This is a genomic window from Microbulbifer sp. MI-G (assembly GCF_030440425.1).
Taxonomy (GTDB): domain Bacteria; phylum Pseudomonadota; class Gammaproteobacteria; order Pseudomonadales; family Cellvibrionaceae; genus Microbulbifer; species Microbulbifer spongiae.
On record NZ_CP098023.1, the window covers coordinates 1,926,303 to 1,942,504 of the forward strand.

Annotated in this window: 14 protein-coding genes; 9 read left to right on the forward strand and 5 right to left on the reverse strand. The window is 56.2% G+C overall.

Features of this window, described 5'->3' with window-relative positions; translation table 11 throughout:
- Positions 1–98 precede the first annotated feature (98 nt).
- The 6 genes from hemH (at position 99) to M8T91_RS08240 (ending at position 6,169) form a co-directional block, all read left to right on the forward strand.
- A complete protein-coding gene (gene hemH / locus M8T91_RS08215; RefSeq protein ID WP_301418618.1) occupies positions 99–1,097 on the forward strand; it encodes a ferrochelatase in 999 nt (332 codons plus the stop codon).
- A gap of 265 nt (positions 1,098–1,362) precedes the next feature.
- A complete protein-coding gene (locus tag M8T91_RS08220; RefSeq protein WP_301418620.1) occupies positions 1,363–2,136 on the forward strand; it encodes a hypothetical protein in 774 nt (257 codons plus the stop codon).
- A gap of 320 nt (positions 2,137–2,456) precedes the next feature.
- Positions 2,457–3,158 carry a tRNA (adenosine(37)-N6)-threonylcarbamoyltransferase complex dimerization subunit type 1 TsaB gene (tsaB, locus tag M8T91_RS08225; RefSeq protein ID WP_301418622.1) on the forward strand — a complete coding sequence of 234 codons (702 nt, stop codon included), beginning with the start codon at positions 2,457–2,459 and terminating at the stop codon, positions 3,156–3,158.
- Between the two features lie 3 nt (positions 3,159–3,161).
- Positions 3,162–3,959: an undecaprenyl-diphosphate phosphatase gene (locus M8T91_RS08230; protein ID WP_301418624.1), complete on the forward strand. Its 798-nt coding sequence runs from the start codon at positions 3,162–3,164 to the stop codon at positions 3,957–3,959.
- Positions 3,960–3,963: 4 nt separating this feature from the next.
- Complete coding sequence (locus M8T91_RS08235) at positions 3,964–4,845, forward strand: NAD(P)-dependent oxidoreductase (protein ID WP_301418626.1); 882 nt, start codon at positions 3,964–3,966, stop codon at positions 4,843–4,845.
- A gap of 85 nt (positions 4,846–4,930) precedes the next feature.
- On the forward strand, positions 4,931–6,169 hold the full coding sequence (locus M8T91_RS08240) for a tRNA-queuosine alpha-mannosyltransferase domain-containing protein (RefSeq protein WP_301418628.1): 1,239 nt from the start codon (positions 4,931–4,933) through the stop codon (positions 6,167–6,169).
- Positions 6,170–6,272: 103 nt separating this feature from the next.
- Here the strand turns inward: M8T91_RS08240 and M8T91_RS08245 are convergent, their stop codons facing one another.
- The 5 genes from M8T91_RS08245 to M8T91_RS08265 all read right to left on the reverse strand — a co-directional run bounded on the left by M8T91_RS08245 (position 6,273) and on the right by M8T91_RS08265 (position 12,564).
- The gene (locus M8T91_RS08245) at positions 6,273–7,985 is read right to left on the reverse strand and encodes a thiamine pyrophosphate-dependent enzyme (protein ID WP_301418630.1); all 1,713 of its coding nucleotides are present in this window, start codon (positions 7,983–7,985) and stop codon (positions 6,273–6,275) included.
- Positions 7,986–8,025: 40 nt separating this feature from the next.
- Positions 8,026–9,705: an FMN-binding glutamate synthase family protein gene (locus M8T91_RS08250; RefSeq protein WP_301418632.1), complete on the reverse strand. Its 1,680-nt coding sequence runs from the start codon at positions 9,703–9,705 to the stop codon at positions 8,026–8,028.
- Between the two features lie 258 nt (positions 9,706–9,963).
- A complete protein-coding gene (locus M8T91_RS08255) occupies positions 9,964–11,115 on the reverse strand; it encodes a saccharopine dehydrogenase family protein (protein ID WP_301418634.1) in 1,152 nt (383 codons plus the stop codon).
- A 177-nt stretch (positions 11,116–11,292) separates the two neighbouring features.
- Positions 11,293–12,018, reverse strand: a complete 726-nt coding sequence (locus tag M8T91_RS08260; protein WP_301418636.1) for a UDP-2,3-diacylglucosamine diphosphatase — start codon at positions 12,016–12,018, stop codon at positions 11,293–11,295.
- Between the two features lie 36 nt (positions 12,019–12,054).
- Positions 12,055–12,564 carry a peptidylprolyl isomerase gene (locus tag M8T91_RS08265; RefSeq protein WP_301418638.1) on the reverse strand — a complete coding sequence of 170 codons (510 nt, stop codon included), beginning with the start codon at positions 12,562–12,564 and terminating at the stop codon, positions 12,055–12,057.
- A 209-nt stretch (positions 12,565–12,773) separates the two neighbouring features.
- On the opposite strand from M8T91_RS08265, the gene M8T91_RS08270 reads away from it, so the two are divergent.
- The 3 genes from M8T91_RS08270 (at position 12,774) to M8T91_RS08280 (ending at position 16,200) form a co-directional block, all read left to right on the forward strand.
- The gene (locus M8T91_RS08270) at positions 12,774–14,447 is read left to right on the forward strand and encodes a glutamine--tRNA ligase/YqeY domain fusion protein (protein ID WP_301418639.1); all 1,674 of its coding nucleotides are present in this window, start codon (positions 12,774–12,776) and stop codon (positions 14,445–14,447) included.
- Positions 14,448–14,538: 91 nt separating this feature from the next.
- Positions 14,539–15,915, forward strand: a complete 1,377-nt coding sequence (gene cysS / locus M8T91_RS08275; RefSeq protein ID WP_301418641.1) for a cysteine--tRNA ligase — start codon at positions 14,539–14,541, stop codon at positions 15,913–15,915.
- A 96-nt stretch (positions 15,916–16,011) separates the two neighbouring features.
- The gene (locus M8T91_RS08280; protein WP_301418643.1) at positions 16,012–16,200 is read left to right on the forward strand and encodes a DUF3012 domain-containing protein; all 189 of its coding nucleotides are present in this window, start codon (positions 16,012–16,014) and stop codon (positions 16,198–16,200) included.
- Positions 16,201–16,202: the final 2 nt, after the last annotated feature.

Here is a 16,202-nt window from a genome sequence, read left to right on the forward strand (position 1 = left end):
GGCGGAAGATCAGCATTTCTGTTCCTTGTGAGTGTCCCTTTAACCAGTTATTTTCGGCGGGCTTTACCGACAAATTTACTGATGAGGCGGGTTTGACTATGTCCACGGCAGTAATCTTGATGAATTTGGGCACGCCCGCACAGCCGACTGCAGCTTCGGTGAGGCGATTTTTGCGGGATTTCCTCTCTGATCCCCGTGTTGTGGAAATTCCCCGCCCTCTCTGGCTCACAATATTGAACTGTCTGGTTTTGCCGTTTCGCCCCAGGCGCATCGCGCCCGCCTATGAGGGAATATGGAACCGTGGTGTGGATGGTGCTCGGGTTGCAGGTTCTCCACTTCTCTACTATACACGCACACAGGCTGAGTTATTACAGGAGCATTTTTATAGTAACGGGCGCGATCTTGTGGTTGAGTATGCTATGACCTACGGCGGCCCGCGGCTACACCAGGTGGTGGAGACACTGCGTAAAAAAGGGATTGAATCCTTTGTTGTTTTCCCACTGTATCCACAATATTCAGCTACAACCACAGCGGCAATTTACGATCAAGTGGCGCAGATTTTTCTCAAGAGCCGCGATATTCCAGATATTTCGCTAGTAAGGGATTATTATCATAATCCCCTCTATATCAACGCGCTCGCCAATTCCGTGCGCGAGCACTGGCAGAAGTACGGGCCGGCCGAAAAACTCCTGTTGTCATTTCATGGTATCCCGAAGGCCAATACTGAGAAAGGAGATCCCTATTATCGGCACTGTCTAGAGACTGCGCGTCTGTTGGCGGATCAATTGCAAATTGCCGGGGAATGCTGGCAGGTCAGTTTCCAGTCCCGTTTTGGCAAAGCGGAATGGTTACAGCCCTATACCGATAAAACACTCACGGAATGGGGTGCACGCGGCGTGGCTTCCGTAGATGTCATCTGTCCAGCATTCTCGGCGGACTGCCTGGAGACCCTGGAAGAAATTTCGGTAGAGAATCGCGCTATTTTTCTCGATGCGGGGGGAAGTGAATACCGATATATTCCTGCATTGAACCTGCGCAAAGATCATATTGAGGCGCTAGCTGCAGTGGTTGAGAACCGCTTGCCGGGACCAAAATAATCTCCATCACTGCGCCAAAGAGAGCCTCTGCGGTGAAATTTGATAAAAAAATCTACTTTTTGCCCGAAAAGCCTTTATTTATTTGCTTTTTGACTTGCAATACCGGATATTTTTATTAACTTTGATATGGTTGTATCGAAATAGGCGGTGTGGCGCTATGCATAAGTAATAAAAACAGCCCATTGCAGTTTTTATTCGATAGCAAAAAGGCAATGCTGCCGGCACACTTTCGGAAGTACTTCTTTTTTCAGTGAGGAGACAAGGGATGGCAAGAGTAGCGAAAAAGAGTACGCGGACGACTGGTTCGACCACGGCGTCGCCAATAGTCGCGAGAGCACAGAAGGCGCTGGTTGCAGCGAACAAGTCACTGGCGGCACAGCTGGATCGCGTGGCAAAGGCTAAAGCCCGTGCCAAAAAAAGTAAATCGGTAGCAGTGAAGACCTCGCTGGCCAATGCCAATAGCAAAGCGAAAGCTATGCGCGTCAAGCTGGCTGTGGTCAAGATAGATCTCGCCAAAGCCAAAGCCATGGACGCGGTGCGCGTTGCAGAAGTGGCCGCTAAAGAGAAGGTTGCCGCTTTGTCCGAGAGCCTTTCTGCCAAGGCGAACAAGGACCTGGCGGCGGCCCTGAAAGCGTTTGAAAGCCGCTGGATGAAAACCCGCGCCAAGGTACACGCCAGGAAAATCAAGGCGGCCGAGAAAAAAGCCGAGGCCAAAGTGAAAGCGGCTGCGAAGAAGGCGGCAGCGAAAACCAGAGAGTTAGAGAAGAGGGCGGCAGCGAAGCTCAAGGCGGAGACCAAAAAGTCCACTGCCAAGAAAAAGACCACCGCCAAGAAAGCGGTCAAGGCAAAAAGAGTAGGCCGGCCAAAGAGAGCCACCTCAGCGGCGAAGCCGGCAAAGCGGGCAGGTCGTCCCAAGAGAGCCACCAGGACCACTGCCGCGAAACGGGTAGGCCGCCCCAAAAAGACCGCTGCTAAGGCTACCAGGGCAACGAAGAAAACAGCGGCTCGTCGTGGTCGCCCGCGCAAGAAGGCAGCCTGATACAGCCCAGTTCAGCCCACTGCTGTGCGGTGAAGCTGGATCGGCTATCGTGAACCCCGGCTGCGGCCGGGGTTTTCTGTTTACTGTGGTGGACAGCTATTCCCCGGCAATGCACGAGGTCCTCCTGGGCCCAACTGATTGCCTCTTTTTAAAGACCAGCAGAAGTGGGCGTATCCCATTCCCCAGAAATCATGGCGGCATCACCCCGTGTCGCTTTGGGGCACCATTTCTATAGCTGTGGGGGAGGGAATAAATTACATGACTCCCTGTCATGACCGTGCCACAATGCCCCGCTCGCAATTTCCCGCTTTGAGACAGCTGTGAAGATTCTCGCCTTGGATACTACCTCCAGCGCCTGTTCTGTAGCCTGCTATAGCAATGGCCAGATAACCGCGCGTTTCGTGCAGGCCGAACGCGGCCACACCCACCGGCTGTTGCCAATGGTGGACGAAGTGCTGGCCGATGCTGGTGTTGTCCTCTCTGACCTGGATGCGCTCGCAGTCAGTCGCGGGCCCGGTTCATTCACCGGGCTGCGTATAGCCATCAGCTGCGCCCAGGGCCTGGCATATTCCGCCGATATACCTGTGGTGCCGGTATCCAGCCTATCCGCCCTGGCACTTGGTGCCAGGCGCACACACCCCGAGTGGGGGGGTGCCCCAATTGTGTCGATGCTGGATGCCCGTATGGGGCAGGTTTACTGGGGTGTTTTTACAGCACAGTCGCCCCATCACAGCCTGTTGCCCGAGGCGGTGACAAGCCCTGAGCAGGTGGTATTGTCTCTGCAGAAGGCAACACTTCCCACTCCACTGTATGGGGCCGGCCCCGGTTGGCACTACGAGCGCCTGCGTGTGGTTCCGGTTGCAGGCATTGATCAGAATGTCCCGGTTTGTGCGGAGGATATCCTGCAGTTGGCGATGCCCCTGTGGCAGGCGGGCGCGGCAACAACCGCCGAGGCGCTGGAGCCCAGATATCTGCGCAACGAAATCACTTGGCAAAAACGACAAAAAATTCGATCCCGGTAGTTTATGGAAATTTTTCAGATCGTTGTGTTGGCCTTGATGCAGGGGTTGACTGAATTTCTCCCAATCTCAAGTTCAGCCCATTTGATTCTACCCGCCGAGCTGCTCGGATGGCGGGATCAGGGACTGGCCTTTGATGTGGCTGTGCACCTGGGTTCATTGATTGCGGTGGTTTTTTATTTTCGCAGGGATATCCGGCTGCTGATCAGAGATGGGCTGAGTGGATTTATCGATGGGCATTTTACCGCTGAGGGGCGGCTCGCCTGGCTGCTTGTTCTCGCTACCATTCCGGCTGGTTTGGCCGCCCTGGTATTCGATGACTTCATTGCAACGAACCTGCGCTCCGCAACTGTGATCGCTGCTGCTATGATCGGTTTTGGGATACTGCTCTGGTGGGCGGATGTGCGGGGAGCCAGAAGGGATTCGCTCACACAGCTCAATTGGAAAAAAGCCCTGCTGATCGGGTTGGCGCAGGCGATTGCTCTGATTCCCGGAACCTCCCGTTCCGGTATTACCATGACGGCTGGATTGATGCTGGGCATGAAGCGGGAAGCGGCTGCGCGTTTTTCCTTTCTGATGTCGATCCCGGTCATTACACTGAGTGGTCTGTGGCTTGCCATGGATTTGCTCGCATTGGATACCGTGCCCTGGCGCGACATACTGCTCGGCGCGGTGCTCTCCGGTATCAGCGCGTATTTATGTATTCATTTCTTCCTCAAATTGATCAGTCGTATAGGCATGGCACCTTTCGCAATATATCGCCTGGCGCTGGGGGCACTCCTACTTTGGGTGATCTGGGGGTAGTTTTATGGCAACGGTAGCGTTTATTGGCCTCGGGGTCATGGGATATCCCATGGCAGGCTATCTCTCGAGGGCAGGCCACTGTGTACGGGTATATAATCGCACGCTCAGCCGCAAAGATCAGTGGCTGCGTGCATACACTGGTTGGGGTTTTGCAACCCCGGGCGAAGCCGCGCGCGGTGCAGAGGTGGTTTTTACCTGCGTGGGAAATGACCATGATTTGTCCGAAGTGGTGCGCGGAGAGCAGGGTGCTCTTGCCGCCATGGGGCGGGGTACACTGCTGGTGGATCATACCACTGTATCCGCAGATATCACCCGATCACTCGCCGTTTGCGCCCGCGATCGGGAGATTGGATATCTCGATGCCCCGGTATCCGGTGGCCAGGCAGGTGCGCAAAAGGGAAGCTTAACGGTGATGGTGGGTGGTCAGGAAGCGGATTATCAGCGCGCGCTCCCTTTGATCAATTGCTATGCAGATGCGGTGAAGTTGATGGGCCCGGTAGGCAGTGGGCAACTGTGCAAGATGGTCAATCAGATTTGTATCGCCGGCGTCGTCCAGGGGCTTGCCGAAGGCCTGCACTTTGCCAAGGCAGCGGGACTCGATGCGGAAGAAGTTGTCAGTGTGATTTCCAAGGGCGCCGCGCAGAGCTGGCAGATGGAAAATCGCTCGAAAACCATGCTGGCGGGGGAATACGAGCATGGATTTGCCGTCGACTGGATGCGCAAAGACCTGGCAATTGTCCTGGATGAGGCCCGGCGCAACGGTGCCCTGTTGCCGCTGACCGCCCTGGTGGACCAATTTTACAGTGAGGTACAGGCTATCGGGGGCTCCCGCTGGGATACTTCCAGCCTCTTTGCACGACTGATGAAGATACGCCCCTTCGAATGATCTATTTGTCCTGCCGTTCGTTCCCGGGCCGGGTGTTTGTATGGCCGACCCGGGTTATATACCGCGCAGTTGTTGCTGATTCACGATGAAAACGCTCCTGCTCTCTGCCTACGATGCCCACAGCCATAGGCGCTGGCGCAAGGGTCTGGTTGCTGCCTTTCCCGAATGGCAATGGGTTGTGCTGGCCCTTCCGCCCCGTTACTTCAGTTGGCGTATCCGTGGCAACAGTCTCACCTGGGCCAGAGGGGATGCTGCGCGGACTTTGCGACAGGATTGGGACCTGATAATTGCCACTTCGATGACAGATCTCAGTGCTTTGCGCGGGCTGGTACCGGAATTAGCCGGGGTGCCTGTTGTTGTCTACTTTCATGAAAATCAGTTTGCCTACCCGGCGAGCGCCGATACCACCCGGTCCATAGAGCCACAAATGCTGAATATCTATACGGCGCTGGCCGGAAACCTGTTGCTTTTTAATTCCGAATTTAACCGCCGCACCCTGATCGACGGTGCCGCCAGGCTATTAAAGCGCTTCCCCGATGGTGTGCCGGTGGGCATCTGCGAAGAAATGGAGCGCAAATCCCGGGTACTGCCGGTGCCCCTGGAGGATTCCCTGTTTATCGCTGCCCGCAATGCCACCCCAGAGTCCAGTGTGGCCCGGAAGTATCGCTGGACTCAGGGCTATCAGGGGGCAATTCCCCCAGGGGCTTTGGTTATCAGCTGGGCTGCGCGCTGGGAATATGACAAGGGACCCGAACGCCTGTTGTGTATTCTGCGGGGACTGAAATCGAAAGGGGTGGATTTCCTGCTCAACCTGATGGGCCAGTCCTTCCGCAGCTGCCCCGAGGCACTAACGCGCATTCAGCGGGAATTTGCCCAACACCTGTTGGTAGTGGGCTATGTACAAAACGCGGAGACCTACCGCGATATCCTCAGAAACAGCCACGTATTTCTCTCCACTGCCCACCATGAGTTTCAGGGGCTGGCAGTGATGGAGGCCGCGATAACCGGGTGCACGCCACTGGTTCCGGATGAACAGTGTTACCCTGAGTACTACCCCCACTCCTTGCGCTATACCGGCGTTGCCGATGCGCTTGTCAAGCTGGCATCCCTGGCCGTTCAGGTCAGAGAACACAGGTCTTTGCCAAAGGTGGAGTTTGGGGCGTTTTCCTGGCAACAGCAGCGGCGGGCATACAGCGACTGCCTGTATCGCCTGGCTCGTAAAGAGCACTTACGGAATAAAACAAGAGCACCGCGTACAAGCGCGGAAGGCGATGTGCCGACGCTTGACACAGACTCCCTGGAAGCAAACAATCCCGCTCGGTAGTGCGGGTATCTCAGTGGAAATGGCGCGATCACGGCTGTTGTCACCGGCAGGAGGTAACCGATGCAGGTACCGGCATGGTATGGATGCCTTTGCCTAAGCGGGGTTAGCGCAGAAAATTGTCTTTCAGCAGGTCGACCACTTCGTCCCCGCGTCCACTGAGTATGGCTTTGAGGCCAAATAAAGCTGTGGACGATACCTGCTGTGCTTTGATTGATGGCGGCATAACCAATTCCATACGGTTCACGGTGACATCCAGCAGGGCGGGTCCCTCTGCGGCCAGCCAGCGCTGCATGGCCTCGGACAGGTTCCCGGCTTTGTCCACCTTCTCCCCCCAAAAACCGCAGACTTCCGCCAGGCGGTCGAAGTCCGGATTTTTTAACTCGGTGTAGCTGTCCAGCATTCCCTCGATGCGCTGTTCCATTTCCACGAAACCGAGAGAATGGTTGTTAAATACCAGCAGCTTCACAGGGATCTTTTCCTGCACCAGTGTGAGCAGATCTCCCATCAGCATGGTCAGGCCGCCATCGCCACACAGGGCGATCACCTGGCGACCGGGGTATGCCTTGGCCATACCCAGCGCCTGCGGATAGGCATTGGCCATAGTGCCGTGAGACAGACTGGTGAGGAAGGAGCGCTTACCGTTGGCATGTAGGTGGCGCAGCATCCATACCATTGGTGAACCACCGTCTGCGGTGAAGGCCGCATCTTCACCAGCCAGTTTGTCCAGGGTCTGGGCGACAAACTGGGGATGGATCAAGCTGGGGTCTGGTTCGTTGCCGCGTTTCTGCAACTGCTTCAGATCACTGCTGTAGCGCGCGCGCAGGCTATCCAGAAATGTCTTATCGCTGCGGGGCTTCAGGCGCGGCAGCAGGGCTGACACTGTTGTGTTGATATCGCCTACCAGCCCCATGTCCACGGCAGTGCGGCGGCCGAGGTGGGAGGCCTCGATATCCACCTGGATAATAGTGGCCTTTTCCGGGTAAAACTGCGTGTAGGCGAAGTCGGAGCCAAGGCACAGCAGCAGATCGCAGGTCATCACGGCGCGGTATCCGGCCGGGTTGCCTATGAGACCGTTCATACCCACATTGCAGGGATTGTCGTAGTCCAGGAATTCTTTGGCCCGGGTGGTGTGGACTATGGGCGCTGCCAATTGTTGGCCGAGCTCGACCACGGCATCGTGGGCAAAGCGGCAGCCGATGCCACCATAAATGGTGATATTCTTCGCCCGATTGAGTTTGTCCGCCAGGGCGTCCAGCGCTGCATCTTCCGGACGTGTCAGCCACCGTGGCCTGTGGACCGACCAGGGTATGCTGTCCTTTGATTTTATTTTAAACATGTCGCCATTGACCACCACTACCGCCACACCGCGGTGGTTGAGTGCAGCCTGAGCGGCCTGGCTCACGATTCGCCGAGCCTGATCCGGATGGGCAATGGGCTCACAGAACACGGAGCACTGCTCGTAGAGTTTTTTCTGATCGACTTCCTGCGGGTATCCCAGCCCCTGTTCAGAGCGGTCGATGTTCGAAGCGATCAGTAGCACCGGTGCACCGTTTCTGTGGCTTTCAAAAATGCCGTTGATAAAGTGCAGGCTGCCGGGGCCGGTTGTGCCGGCACAGACGCTTAATTCGCCACTCAGGTAGGATTCGCCCCCGGCGGCGAAAGCGCCCACCTCTTCATGACGGACGTGGATCCATTCGAGTTTGGAGTGTCGCACGGCCGAGGTGAAATGGTTGATGGTATCGCCGACAATACCGTAGCAGCGTTTCGCGCCGGCTTTGACCAGGGTGTCAGCGATGATTTCTGAGACCGTCAGCATAGTGTTCTCCGCAGAAGGGGCAGTTGGAGAGAAATTGTGTTCAGTACGGACTGCGTCGAATCGACTGTTTCAATCCCATGTCGAGCCTGACGGTGGGCAGGAATGAGTCCGCCTGTGCGGCCAGCCACCAGTGTCCGTAGGGCGTTTCCTCGGGCGCCTCGATCAGGGATTTCTCATCGATAAAATGCCAGATATGGTGAATGGGCTTTGAGTCGCCGCTGCTGAGGTTGTGATATAGGTGGTAGGGTTTCAGGTCGCGCGGATTACTCAGGCCGGCGGCAGCGACAATATTGCCCAGGGCCTCCAGTGTTTTAGCCTGAAATGCCGCTGCGCGCTTACTCTGGACTTCCACTACCAGTCCGCGCTGGCGGCGGGGGTCCTGGGTGGTGACGCCGGTGGGGCAGGTGTCGGTGTGGCAGCGCTGTGACTGTATACAGCCAATGGAAAACATGAATGCCCGCGCAGCATTGCACCAGTCGGCGCCGACCGCTAGGCACGCCGCCAGGCCGGAAGCAGAGAACAGTTTGCCGCTGGCAGCGAGACGGACCTTATCGCGCAGGCCCGCCCCTACCAGGGCGTTGCGCATCACGATCAGGCCCTCCAGAAGCGGCATACCCACATGGTTGGAGAGTTCCAGCGGTGCAGCACCTGTGCCACCCTCGGACCCATCGACCACAATAAAGTCGAGTAAAATCCCGGTTTCGCACATGGCTTTCATAATGGCCATCACTTCATAAATATGACCCACACAGAGTTTAATGCCAACCGGTTTGCCTCCGGAGAGTGAGCGCATCTGGTCGGCAAACTGGAGCAGTTCTATGGGGGTGGAAAACATGGAGTGCGCACGCGGAGACACACAATCCATCCCGGGTGTTACTTTTCGCGTGGATGCGATTTCCTGTGTGACCTTTACCCCTGGCAACACCCCACCATGACCGGGTTTGGCACCCTGGCTGAGTTTGATTTCCGTCATCTTCACCTGGTCGTCGCAGGCTTCGCGGAAGAGATCCGGGTTAAAGCTGCCATCGGGATTGCGGGTGCCAAAGTAGCCGGAGCCCAGCTCCCATACCAGATCGCCGCCATGCTTGCGGTGGTAGGGGCTGATGCCCCCCTCACCGGTATCCTGGTAAAAACCGCCAATCGCGGCCCCTTTATTGAGGGCCTCAACGGCGACGGCGGAGAGTGCGCCAAAACTCATCGCAGAGACATTGAGCAGCGAGACATTGTAGGGTTGCGAACACTGCTCTGTCCCAACCTTGATGCACGCTCCCACATCCACTTTGTCTGCCGGGGTAATAGAGTGTGTCAGCCACGTACTCTCGGGGGCCTGGACATCCAGTTCGGTTCCAAAGGGGTGCATATCAGAGTAGCCATCGGCGCGGGCATTGACCAGGCGACGGGCCTCGTAGCTGAACGGCAGGCCCTCCTCATCGCCTTCGACGATATAGGCGCGGAAATAGGGGCGCAAATTCAGGAACATCCAGCGGATACGGGCGGCTACCGGATAGTTGCGGGTCAGTGTCCACTGGCGCTGGAATATATCGTAAATGCCCAGGATCAACAGTGTCAGGCTTCCCCCCAGGGCAATCAGCCACCAACTGCTTACTGTCACCGTGAGTATCAGGAAAAAGGGTGTCAGGAACAGGGCACTCAGTGGAATAATGGCACGTTTGAGTCCGTTCCTGCAGGAGAAGGCCTGCCAAGCATTGGATATCATCATAGGGGGTCAGTTGCCGTGTTGTTGGCGTTACCGAGAGTTCTGATACTGAACCTAGATCATTCGCGACGACTTTGCCGCGATTGCGCTGGGATTTGCTGTCGTTAATCTGGCAGCCACATAGATTGTCGGCCTATGGTGGCACTGACGAGCATCCGCCGGTGTTGAGCTGTTGCGGGCGGCACCGCGCAATTGTGGCGGTGTTTCAAGGCTGTGAATGGCACAGGGGAGGGAATACCAGCTGGGCGGTTGAACAATCCCCTAGCGGGTAAGTGCCGGCAGACGTTCCCGGGTCAAGGTCTCCAGCGCAGTCACCACAGAAAAGCTGTTCAACTCCATCAAGATGTCGTCCAGGTCCAGGAGTTGCCAGCAGGCCTGTGCACCGGCTTTGGGCGCATTTCCCTGTAAAAACTGACGGGATAGAGCCACTGCCGGTGCTGCAGATATCCAGGCACCATCACCGTTTAAGCCGAGAATCTGCCACTGCTTGGTGGTGCTTTCGCCCTGCCTGTTTTCTCCACCGGCACGCACGAGCATACCGCTGTGCGGGCTGCCGCCCGGCCAGTGCGCACTGAGTTTGCACCCGAGTGCGGCCAGTCGAGTAATGGGTAACGGTAGGTGCTGGCGGGTCAGGTGGGCACAGGCAGACAGGCAGACTTGCACAGTGCGCGGTTCCAGGCCGGTTGCGAAACGCGCACTGTGCAGTTGCGGGAAGTGCCGGGGACAGAGTTCGAGATCTGGCGCATCAGAGTCGCTTAGCCAGCGTTTGCCCACCGGGTGCGCCAGGGCCACTGGGCGCAGGTGCTTGCCGCTAAATGACTCGTGCCAGCGGCCTTTTTGCAGCTGTGGAAAGCTCTGCCCCAGGGATTTCAAACCCGTTCCAGCTGTGCCCAACTCGCAGTTTGTGTAGTGTGCCGGTGCGACGGCGATCTCCACCGAGTGGATAATCGGCAATTCCCTCTGTATCTCGGCAAGGGCGGCGGAGCTCAATGCCGGTAGGGTACCGGCCCCGGACACCATGGCAATGCCCGCAGCCTCGGCGGCAGGAGACAAACGGTGAAAATCGCAGACAGAGCGGCGTGCATTGGAGATATCAATGTAAGGCGTGCGAGATTCAATGCAGGCTTTGGCAACGCGGTTGTCGGTGTCATTTTGAATGGGGCCGGCGCAGTGGATCAGCAGGTCCAGGTGCAAGGCTTTAAGCTGTGCAGCGAGGTTGATGGCGTCCCTTTGCAGACGCAGCCCTTCAGCGGTGCCGCCAAGCTTTTTCGCGCATCGGTCGGCCAGCGCTTTGTTGCGACCGGAGATAATCAGTTGTATCTCCGGCTCAACACTCAACATTTGTGCAATGCGTGCGCCAAGCCTGCCGTAGCCGCCGAGTATCAATACACGCTTGTTCAGGTTATTGATCACCTGGGTCGCACTCCTCTCCCCCGAGGTAGGCGTTGATCATGCAATGGTCCAATGGGAAAAATCAAGAAAATCTGTCTTTGTCCCGAACGGCGCTGCTGTCTCTGGCCGATCTTTCCTTTCGGCACGTGAAACCCGTAAATGGGAGCCGATACTCTTTGTGTGGGCTTTGGTGTTGGTTCAGGCGATAGGCCAGCGCATTAACTCAAGGGCGTCTTTGCCCGCCTTCAGGCACCACCCAGACTTATCCCAATCCCCCAACACAATGCGCTCTACCGGCTTGGTGTCAATGGTGAGGAGGTGGCGCCCGGGCCTGTGGGTATGGCCGTGGATCAGTATGTCCACATGGTATTTGCGCATCATTCTTTCCACTTCTTCAGGGGTGACATCCATGATGTCCACGGCCTTTCGACTGTTCATGGCCGTGGAAACCGCGCGGATTTGTGCCGCGATGGCACGGCGCTCTTCCAGCGACTTGGCCAGCAGCGCCTGTTGCCAGTTGGGGTCGCGGGCCTGACGGCGAAATGTCATATATGCCTCGTCCCGGGTACACAGGCTGTCGCCGTGCATCAACAGGACCCGATGGCCGGCGAGGGAGAGTATTGTGGGGTCTTGCAGCAATACCGCACCGACGCGCTGGGCAAAATCGACGCCGAGGAGAAAGTCGCGGTTGCCGTGCATCAGATACACTTCAACACCGCTGCCACTGTAACGGCTGAGTTCAAGCACAACCTCATGGACCAGGGGGGCATCGTCGTCATCGCCGACCCAGGCTTCGAAGAAGTCGCCGAGGATATACAGGGCGCTGGCGCCGGCGGCCGGACCGCGCAGGAAATCAAAGAAGGCCCTGGTGATCCTGGGGCGGCCCGCATCGAGGTGCAGATCAGAAATCAAATAAGTGGACAATGTTCCTCGCCTTAGGGTCCCCGGTGATCGGTAGAATTACTTATCGGTGTAGTCTTCGGAGAGGCTGACACCGGTGATTTCGATGGTTTCAAGCGGTACATCCTGGTGAAAGCCCTTGCTGCCGGTTTTTACGCTCTTGATTTTGTTGACCACGTCCATGCCATCGGCAACTTTACCGAAAACACAATAGCCCCAACCCTGGGCATCTTGACTGCGAAAGTTCAGGAAGTCGTTGTCTTTGACGTTGATAAAGAACTGGGAGCTGGCGGAGTGCGGGTCCATGGTGCGGGCCATGGCCAGGGTACCCACGTCGTTCTTCAGGCCGTTGTTGGCCTCGTTTTCGATGGTTTCTCGGGTTTTCTTCTGCTCCATATCGGGGGTCATACCGCCCCCCTGGATCATAAAGTTGTCGATCACCCGGTGGAAAATGGTCCCCGTATAAAAATCGTCACGACAGTACTGAAGGAAGTTGGCTGCCGTTTTTGGTGCCTTGTCAAAATCCAGTTCGATAGTGATGTCTCCGTGGGTGGTGTGCAGGGTGATCATAAAATGTCCTATAACGGTTGGTTTGGGGCGGCATGATACCCTGTAGTCCGGGGCTGTAAAACGTCGAGCCGAGATATCTGCAAGGGTTGCTTAAAAAGTGTGCACTATCGATGCGTTTCATCGGCACTCGCCCGCTCAAATCAGATATTCTGTGCCACAACTAGGCTATAATGCGCCGCTGACATTTGCACAGTTGTAACGGAAAACCTATGACATCCGAGCGCAAGCCTGCTCACTTTTTACAGAACCTTATCCGCAAAGACCTGGCAGAGGGGCGAGTAACCCAGGTGGCGACCCGCTTTCCGCCGGAACCGAATGGTTATCTGCATATTGGCCATGCCAAATCTATCTGTCTGAATTTCGGTTTGGCGCAGGAGTTTGGCGGCACCTGTAATTTACGTTTTGACGACACTAACCCTGCCAAGGAAGAGGAAGAGTATGTCGACGCCATCAAGCGCGATGTCTCCTGGCTGGGTTTTGAGTGGCACGGCAAGGCCAGGTACTCCTCAGACAATTTTGATCAACTGTACGAGTGGGCGCTGCACCTGATTAAAGAGGGCAAGGCCTACGTCTGCGACCTGTCCGCCGGGGAGGCCCGCGAGTATCGCGGTACCCTGATCGAGCCGGGTAAAACCAGCCCCTACCGCGATCGCACCGTGGAGGAAAATCTGGCGTTATTTGAAAAGATGCGCAACGGTGAGATGGAAGAGGGGCAGTGTAGCCTGCGCGCCAAAATCGATATGGCAGCGCCCAATATCAACCTGCGCGACCCGATCATTTATCGTATAAAGAAAATGGCCCACCACCAGACCGGTGACAAGTGGTGCATTTATCCCAGCTACGATTTTGCCCACGGCCAATGTGATGCGATTGAGGGCATCAGTCACTCTATCTGTACCCTGGAGTTTGAAGATCACAAGCCGCTATACGACTGGTTGATCGAGAATCTGCCGGTGCCTTCACGCCCGCGCCAGTATGAATTTGCACGCCTGCACCTCAACTACACGGTGGTATCCAAGCGCAAACTCAAGCAGCTGGTAGACGAAGGCCATGTAGACGGCTGGGATGATCCCCGTATGCCGACCCTGTCCGGTATGCGCCGTCGCGGCTTTACCCCAGCTTCAATCCGTAATTTCTGCGAGATGATCGGCGTAACCCGCTCCGACTCAGTCGTCGATGTGGGCATGCTGGAATACAGCATTCGCGACGATCTGGATAAAAATGCACCGCGCGCCATGTGTGTGATGGAGCCTTTGAAGGTCACCCTGAAAAATTACCCGGAAGGCCAGGAGGAATTACTGTCAGCACCGGGCCACCCGGTACGCGATGACCTGCCGGCCCGTGAGCTTCCGTTTGGGCGCACCCTCTATATCGAGAAAGACGACTTCCGCGAAGAGGCCAACAAGAAGTACAAGCGCCTGGTGTTGGGCAAAAAGGTACGTTTGCGCAACGCCTATGTGATCTTTGCCGAAGAAGTCGTGAAGAACGATGCCGGTGAAATTGTTGAGGTGATCTGCTCGGTTGATCTGGACACCCTGGGTAAAGACCCGGCCGACGGCATTAAGCCAAAGGGCGTTATTCACTGGGTTTCTGCAGATAAGAATGTCGATTGCGAAGTGCGTCTCTACGATCGTCTGTTCAATGATGCGGCGCCGGATGCCGGCGGTAAGAATTTTCTCGACTGCGTAAACCCGGACAACCTGCAAATCCTAAAAGGCTGTAAGGCGGAAATCGGCCTGGCCAAGGCGGAGCCAGAGCAGGGCTACCAGTTTGAGCGCAAAGGCTACTTTTGTCGCGACAGCAATTATGGCTGCGCGGAAGCGCCGGTGTTTAACCGCACCATTGGCCTGCGCGACAGCTGGGCGAAAGAACAAAGCAAGTAGTAGCAAAACCAGTAACTGTCTAAACGGCAGTTTCGTTGGGTGGGTCAGTGAGCGGCCCGCCCCAGGCAGCAAAAAGAATTCGAGAGAAAAGATGTCTCTACAGGTCTACAACACGTTTTCCGGGAAGAAAGAACCCTTCGTGCCACTGATGCAAGATCAGGTGCGCATGTATGTGTGTGGCCCCACCGTGTACAACCGTGTACACATTGGCAACGCCCGCCCGGTAGTGGTGTTCGACACCCTGTACCGGGTATTGAAAAGAAACTTCAGCGATGTGATCTACGCGCGCAATATCACCGATATTGACGATAAAATCATGAAGACCGCGCGGGATAACGGCGAGGAAATCGGCGTGCTGTCGGCGCGCTATGCCCAGGCCTACTATGAGGATATGGCCGCGCTCAATAACCTGGAACCGGATATCGTCCCCTACGCCACCCAGCACCTGCCGGAAATGATTGCCATGATCGAAAGCCTGCTGGAGAAAGGCCATGCCTACGCCGCCGAGGGTCATGTGCTGTTCGCAGTGGCGTCCATGCAGGAATACGGCCAGCTGTCCAAGCGCTCCCTCGACGATATGCTGGCCGGTGCGCGTGTGGAAGTGGCACCTTACAAAAAATACGCCGGGGACTTCGTACTGTGGAAGCCGTCCGCTGATGACGAGCCCGGCTGGGACAGCCCCTGGGGGCGTGGTCGCCCGGGTTGGCACCTGGAGTGCTCGGCCATGATCAAGAAGCATCTGGGTGACACCATTGATATTCACGGCGGAGGTCGCGACCTGACCTTCCCTCACCACGAGAATGAGAGGGCCCAGAGCTGCTGTGCCAATGGTGTCGACTTTGTGCGTTACTGGATGCACAACGGCTACGTCAATATCGACGGCGAGAAAATGTCCAAGTCTTTGGGCAACTTCCGCATGGTCAAAGATCTGCTTGAGTTGTACCCCGGTGAGGTTCTGCGTTTTGCGCTGCTGTCCGCGCATTATCGCTCTGAACTGAACTTCAGTGGAGACTTACTTGATCAAGCCTGGCGAACCTTGGACACCCTCTACGGTGCCCTGCGTGAAACCGAAGCCGTTGAGGCTGAAGCTGCAGATTTGGGTGGCAGCACCTTTATCAAAGCGCTGGAAGATGATCTGAATACGCCCATTGCTATCAGTGAACTGCATCAGATCGCCCGTGACCTGAACAAGGCTGAAGATGCTGACAAAGCGCGCTTAAAAGGTTTACTGCTGGCTGCCGGTGAAATGCTCGGTATTTTGCAGCAGGACCCGGAAGCCTGGTTCAAGCAGGCCCGTGGTGGAGAGGAGTCTATTTCTGCTGAGGAAATTGAAGCGCTGATTGAAGAGCGTGTACAGAACAAGAAAAATCGAGACTTTGCCCGCGCCGATGAGATTCGAGAGGAGTTAAAATCCAAAGGTGTGGTACTTGAGGATAGCCGCGAGGGCACCAAGTGGCGCCGAGAGTAAATTACTCCTGGTCTCACCTTTAGTGCCTGCCCTTTGCTAACAGGTTACTTGTTGGTGAAGGGTATAAAACCTGTATTTGATTTGTAGAAACTTGCCATGAAAAATGTAATTGTCCTGCTGAGCGTTGTTGCTGCCGTTTTTGTTCTCTCCGCTTGTGAACCCAAGCGCGGCTCCGATGCCTGGTGTGAAAAGATGGATAAAGTGCCCAAGGGTCAATGGACTCTGGATGATGGACGTGACTACACCAAGTACTGTGTCTTCAACCAAAAGCCGGAAGAGGAATAAGC

Bases quoted from the DNA above. Each gene is read 5' to 3' on its own strand.
- cysS (WP_301418641.1), top strand. From the start codon at position 14,539: ATGTCTCTACAGGTCTACAACACGTTTTCCGGGAAGAAAGAACCCTTC.
- M8T91_RS08220 (WP_301418620.1), top strand. From the start codon at position 1,363: ATGGCAAGAGTAGCGAAAAAGAGTACGCGGACGACTGGTTCGACCACG.
- M8T91_RS08245 (WP_301418630.1), bottom strand. From the start codon at position 7,985: ATGCTGACGGTCTCAGAAATCATCGCTGACACCCTGGTCAAAGCCGGC.
- hemH (WP_301418618.1), top strand. From the start codon at position 99: ATGTCCACGGCAGTAATCTTGATGAATTTGGGCACGCCCGCACAGCCG.
- M8T91_RS08240 (WP_301418628.1), top strand. From the start codon at position 4,931: ATGAAAACGCTCCTGCTCTCTGCCTACGATGCCCACAGCCATAGGCGC.
- M8T91_RS08280 (WP_301418643.1), top strand. From the start codon at position 16,012: ATGAAAAATGTAATTGTCCTGCTGAGCGTTGTTGCTGCCGTTTTTGTT.
- M8T91_RS08250 (WP_301418632.1), bottom strand. From the start codon at position 9,705: ATGATGATATCCAATGCTTGGCAGGCCTTCTCCTGCAGGAACGGACTC.
- M8T91_RS08270 (WP_301418639.1), top strand. From the start codon at position 12,774: ATGACATCCGAGCGCAAGCCTGCTCACTTTTTACAGAACCTTATCCGC.
- M8T91_RS08235 (WP_301418626.1), top strand. From the start codon at position 3,964: ATGGCAACGGTAGCGTTTATTGGCCTCGGGGTCATGGGATATCCCATG.
- M8T91_RS08265 (WP_301418638.1), bottom strand. From the start codon at position 12,564: ATGATCACCCTGCACACCACCCACGGAGACATCACTATCGAACTGGAT.
- M8T91_RS08230 (WP_301418624.1), top strand. From the start codon at position 3,162: ATGGAAATTTTTCAGATCGTTGTGTTGGCCTTGATGCAGGGGTTGACT.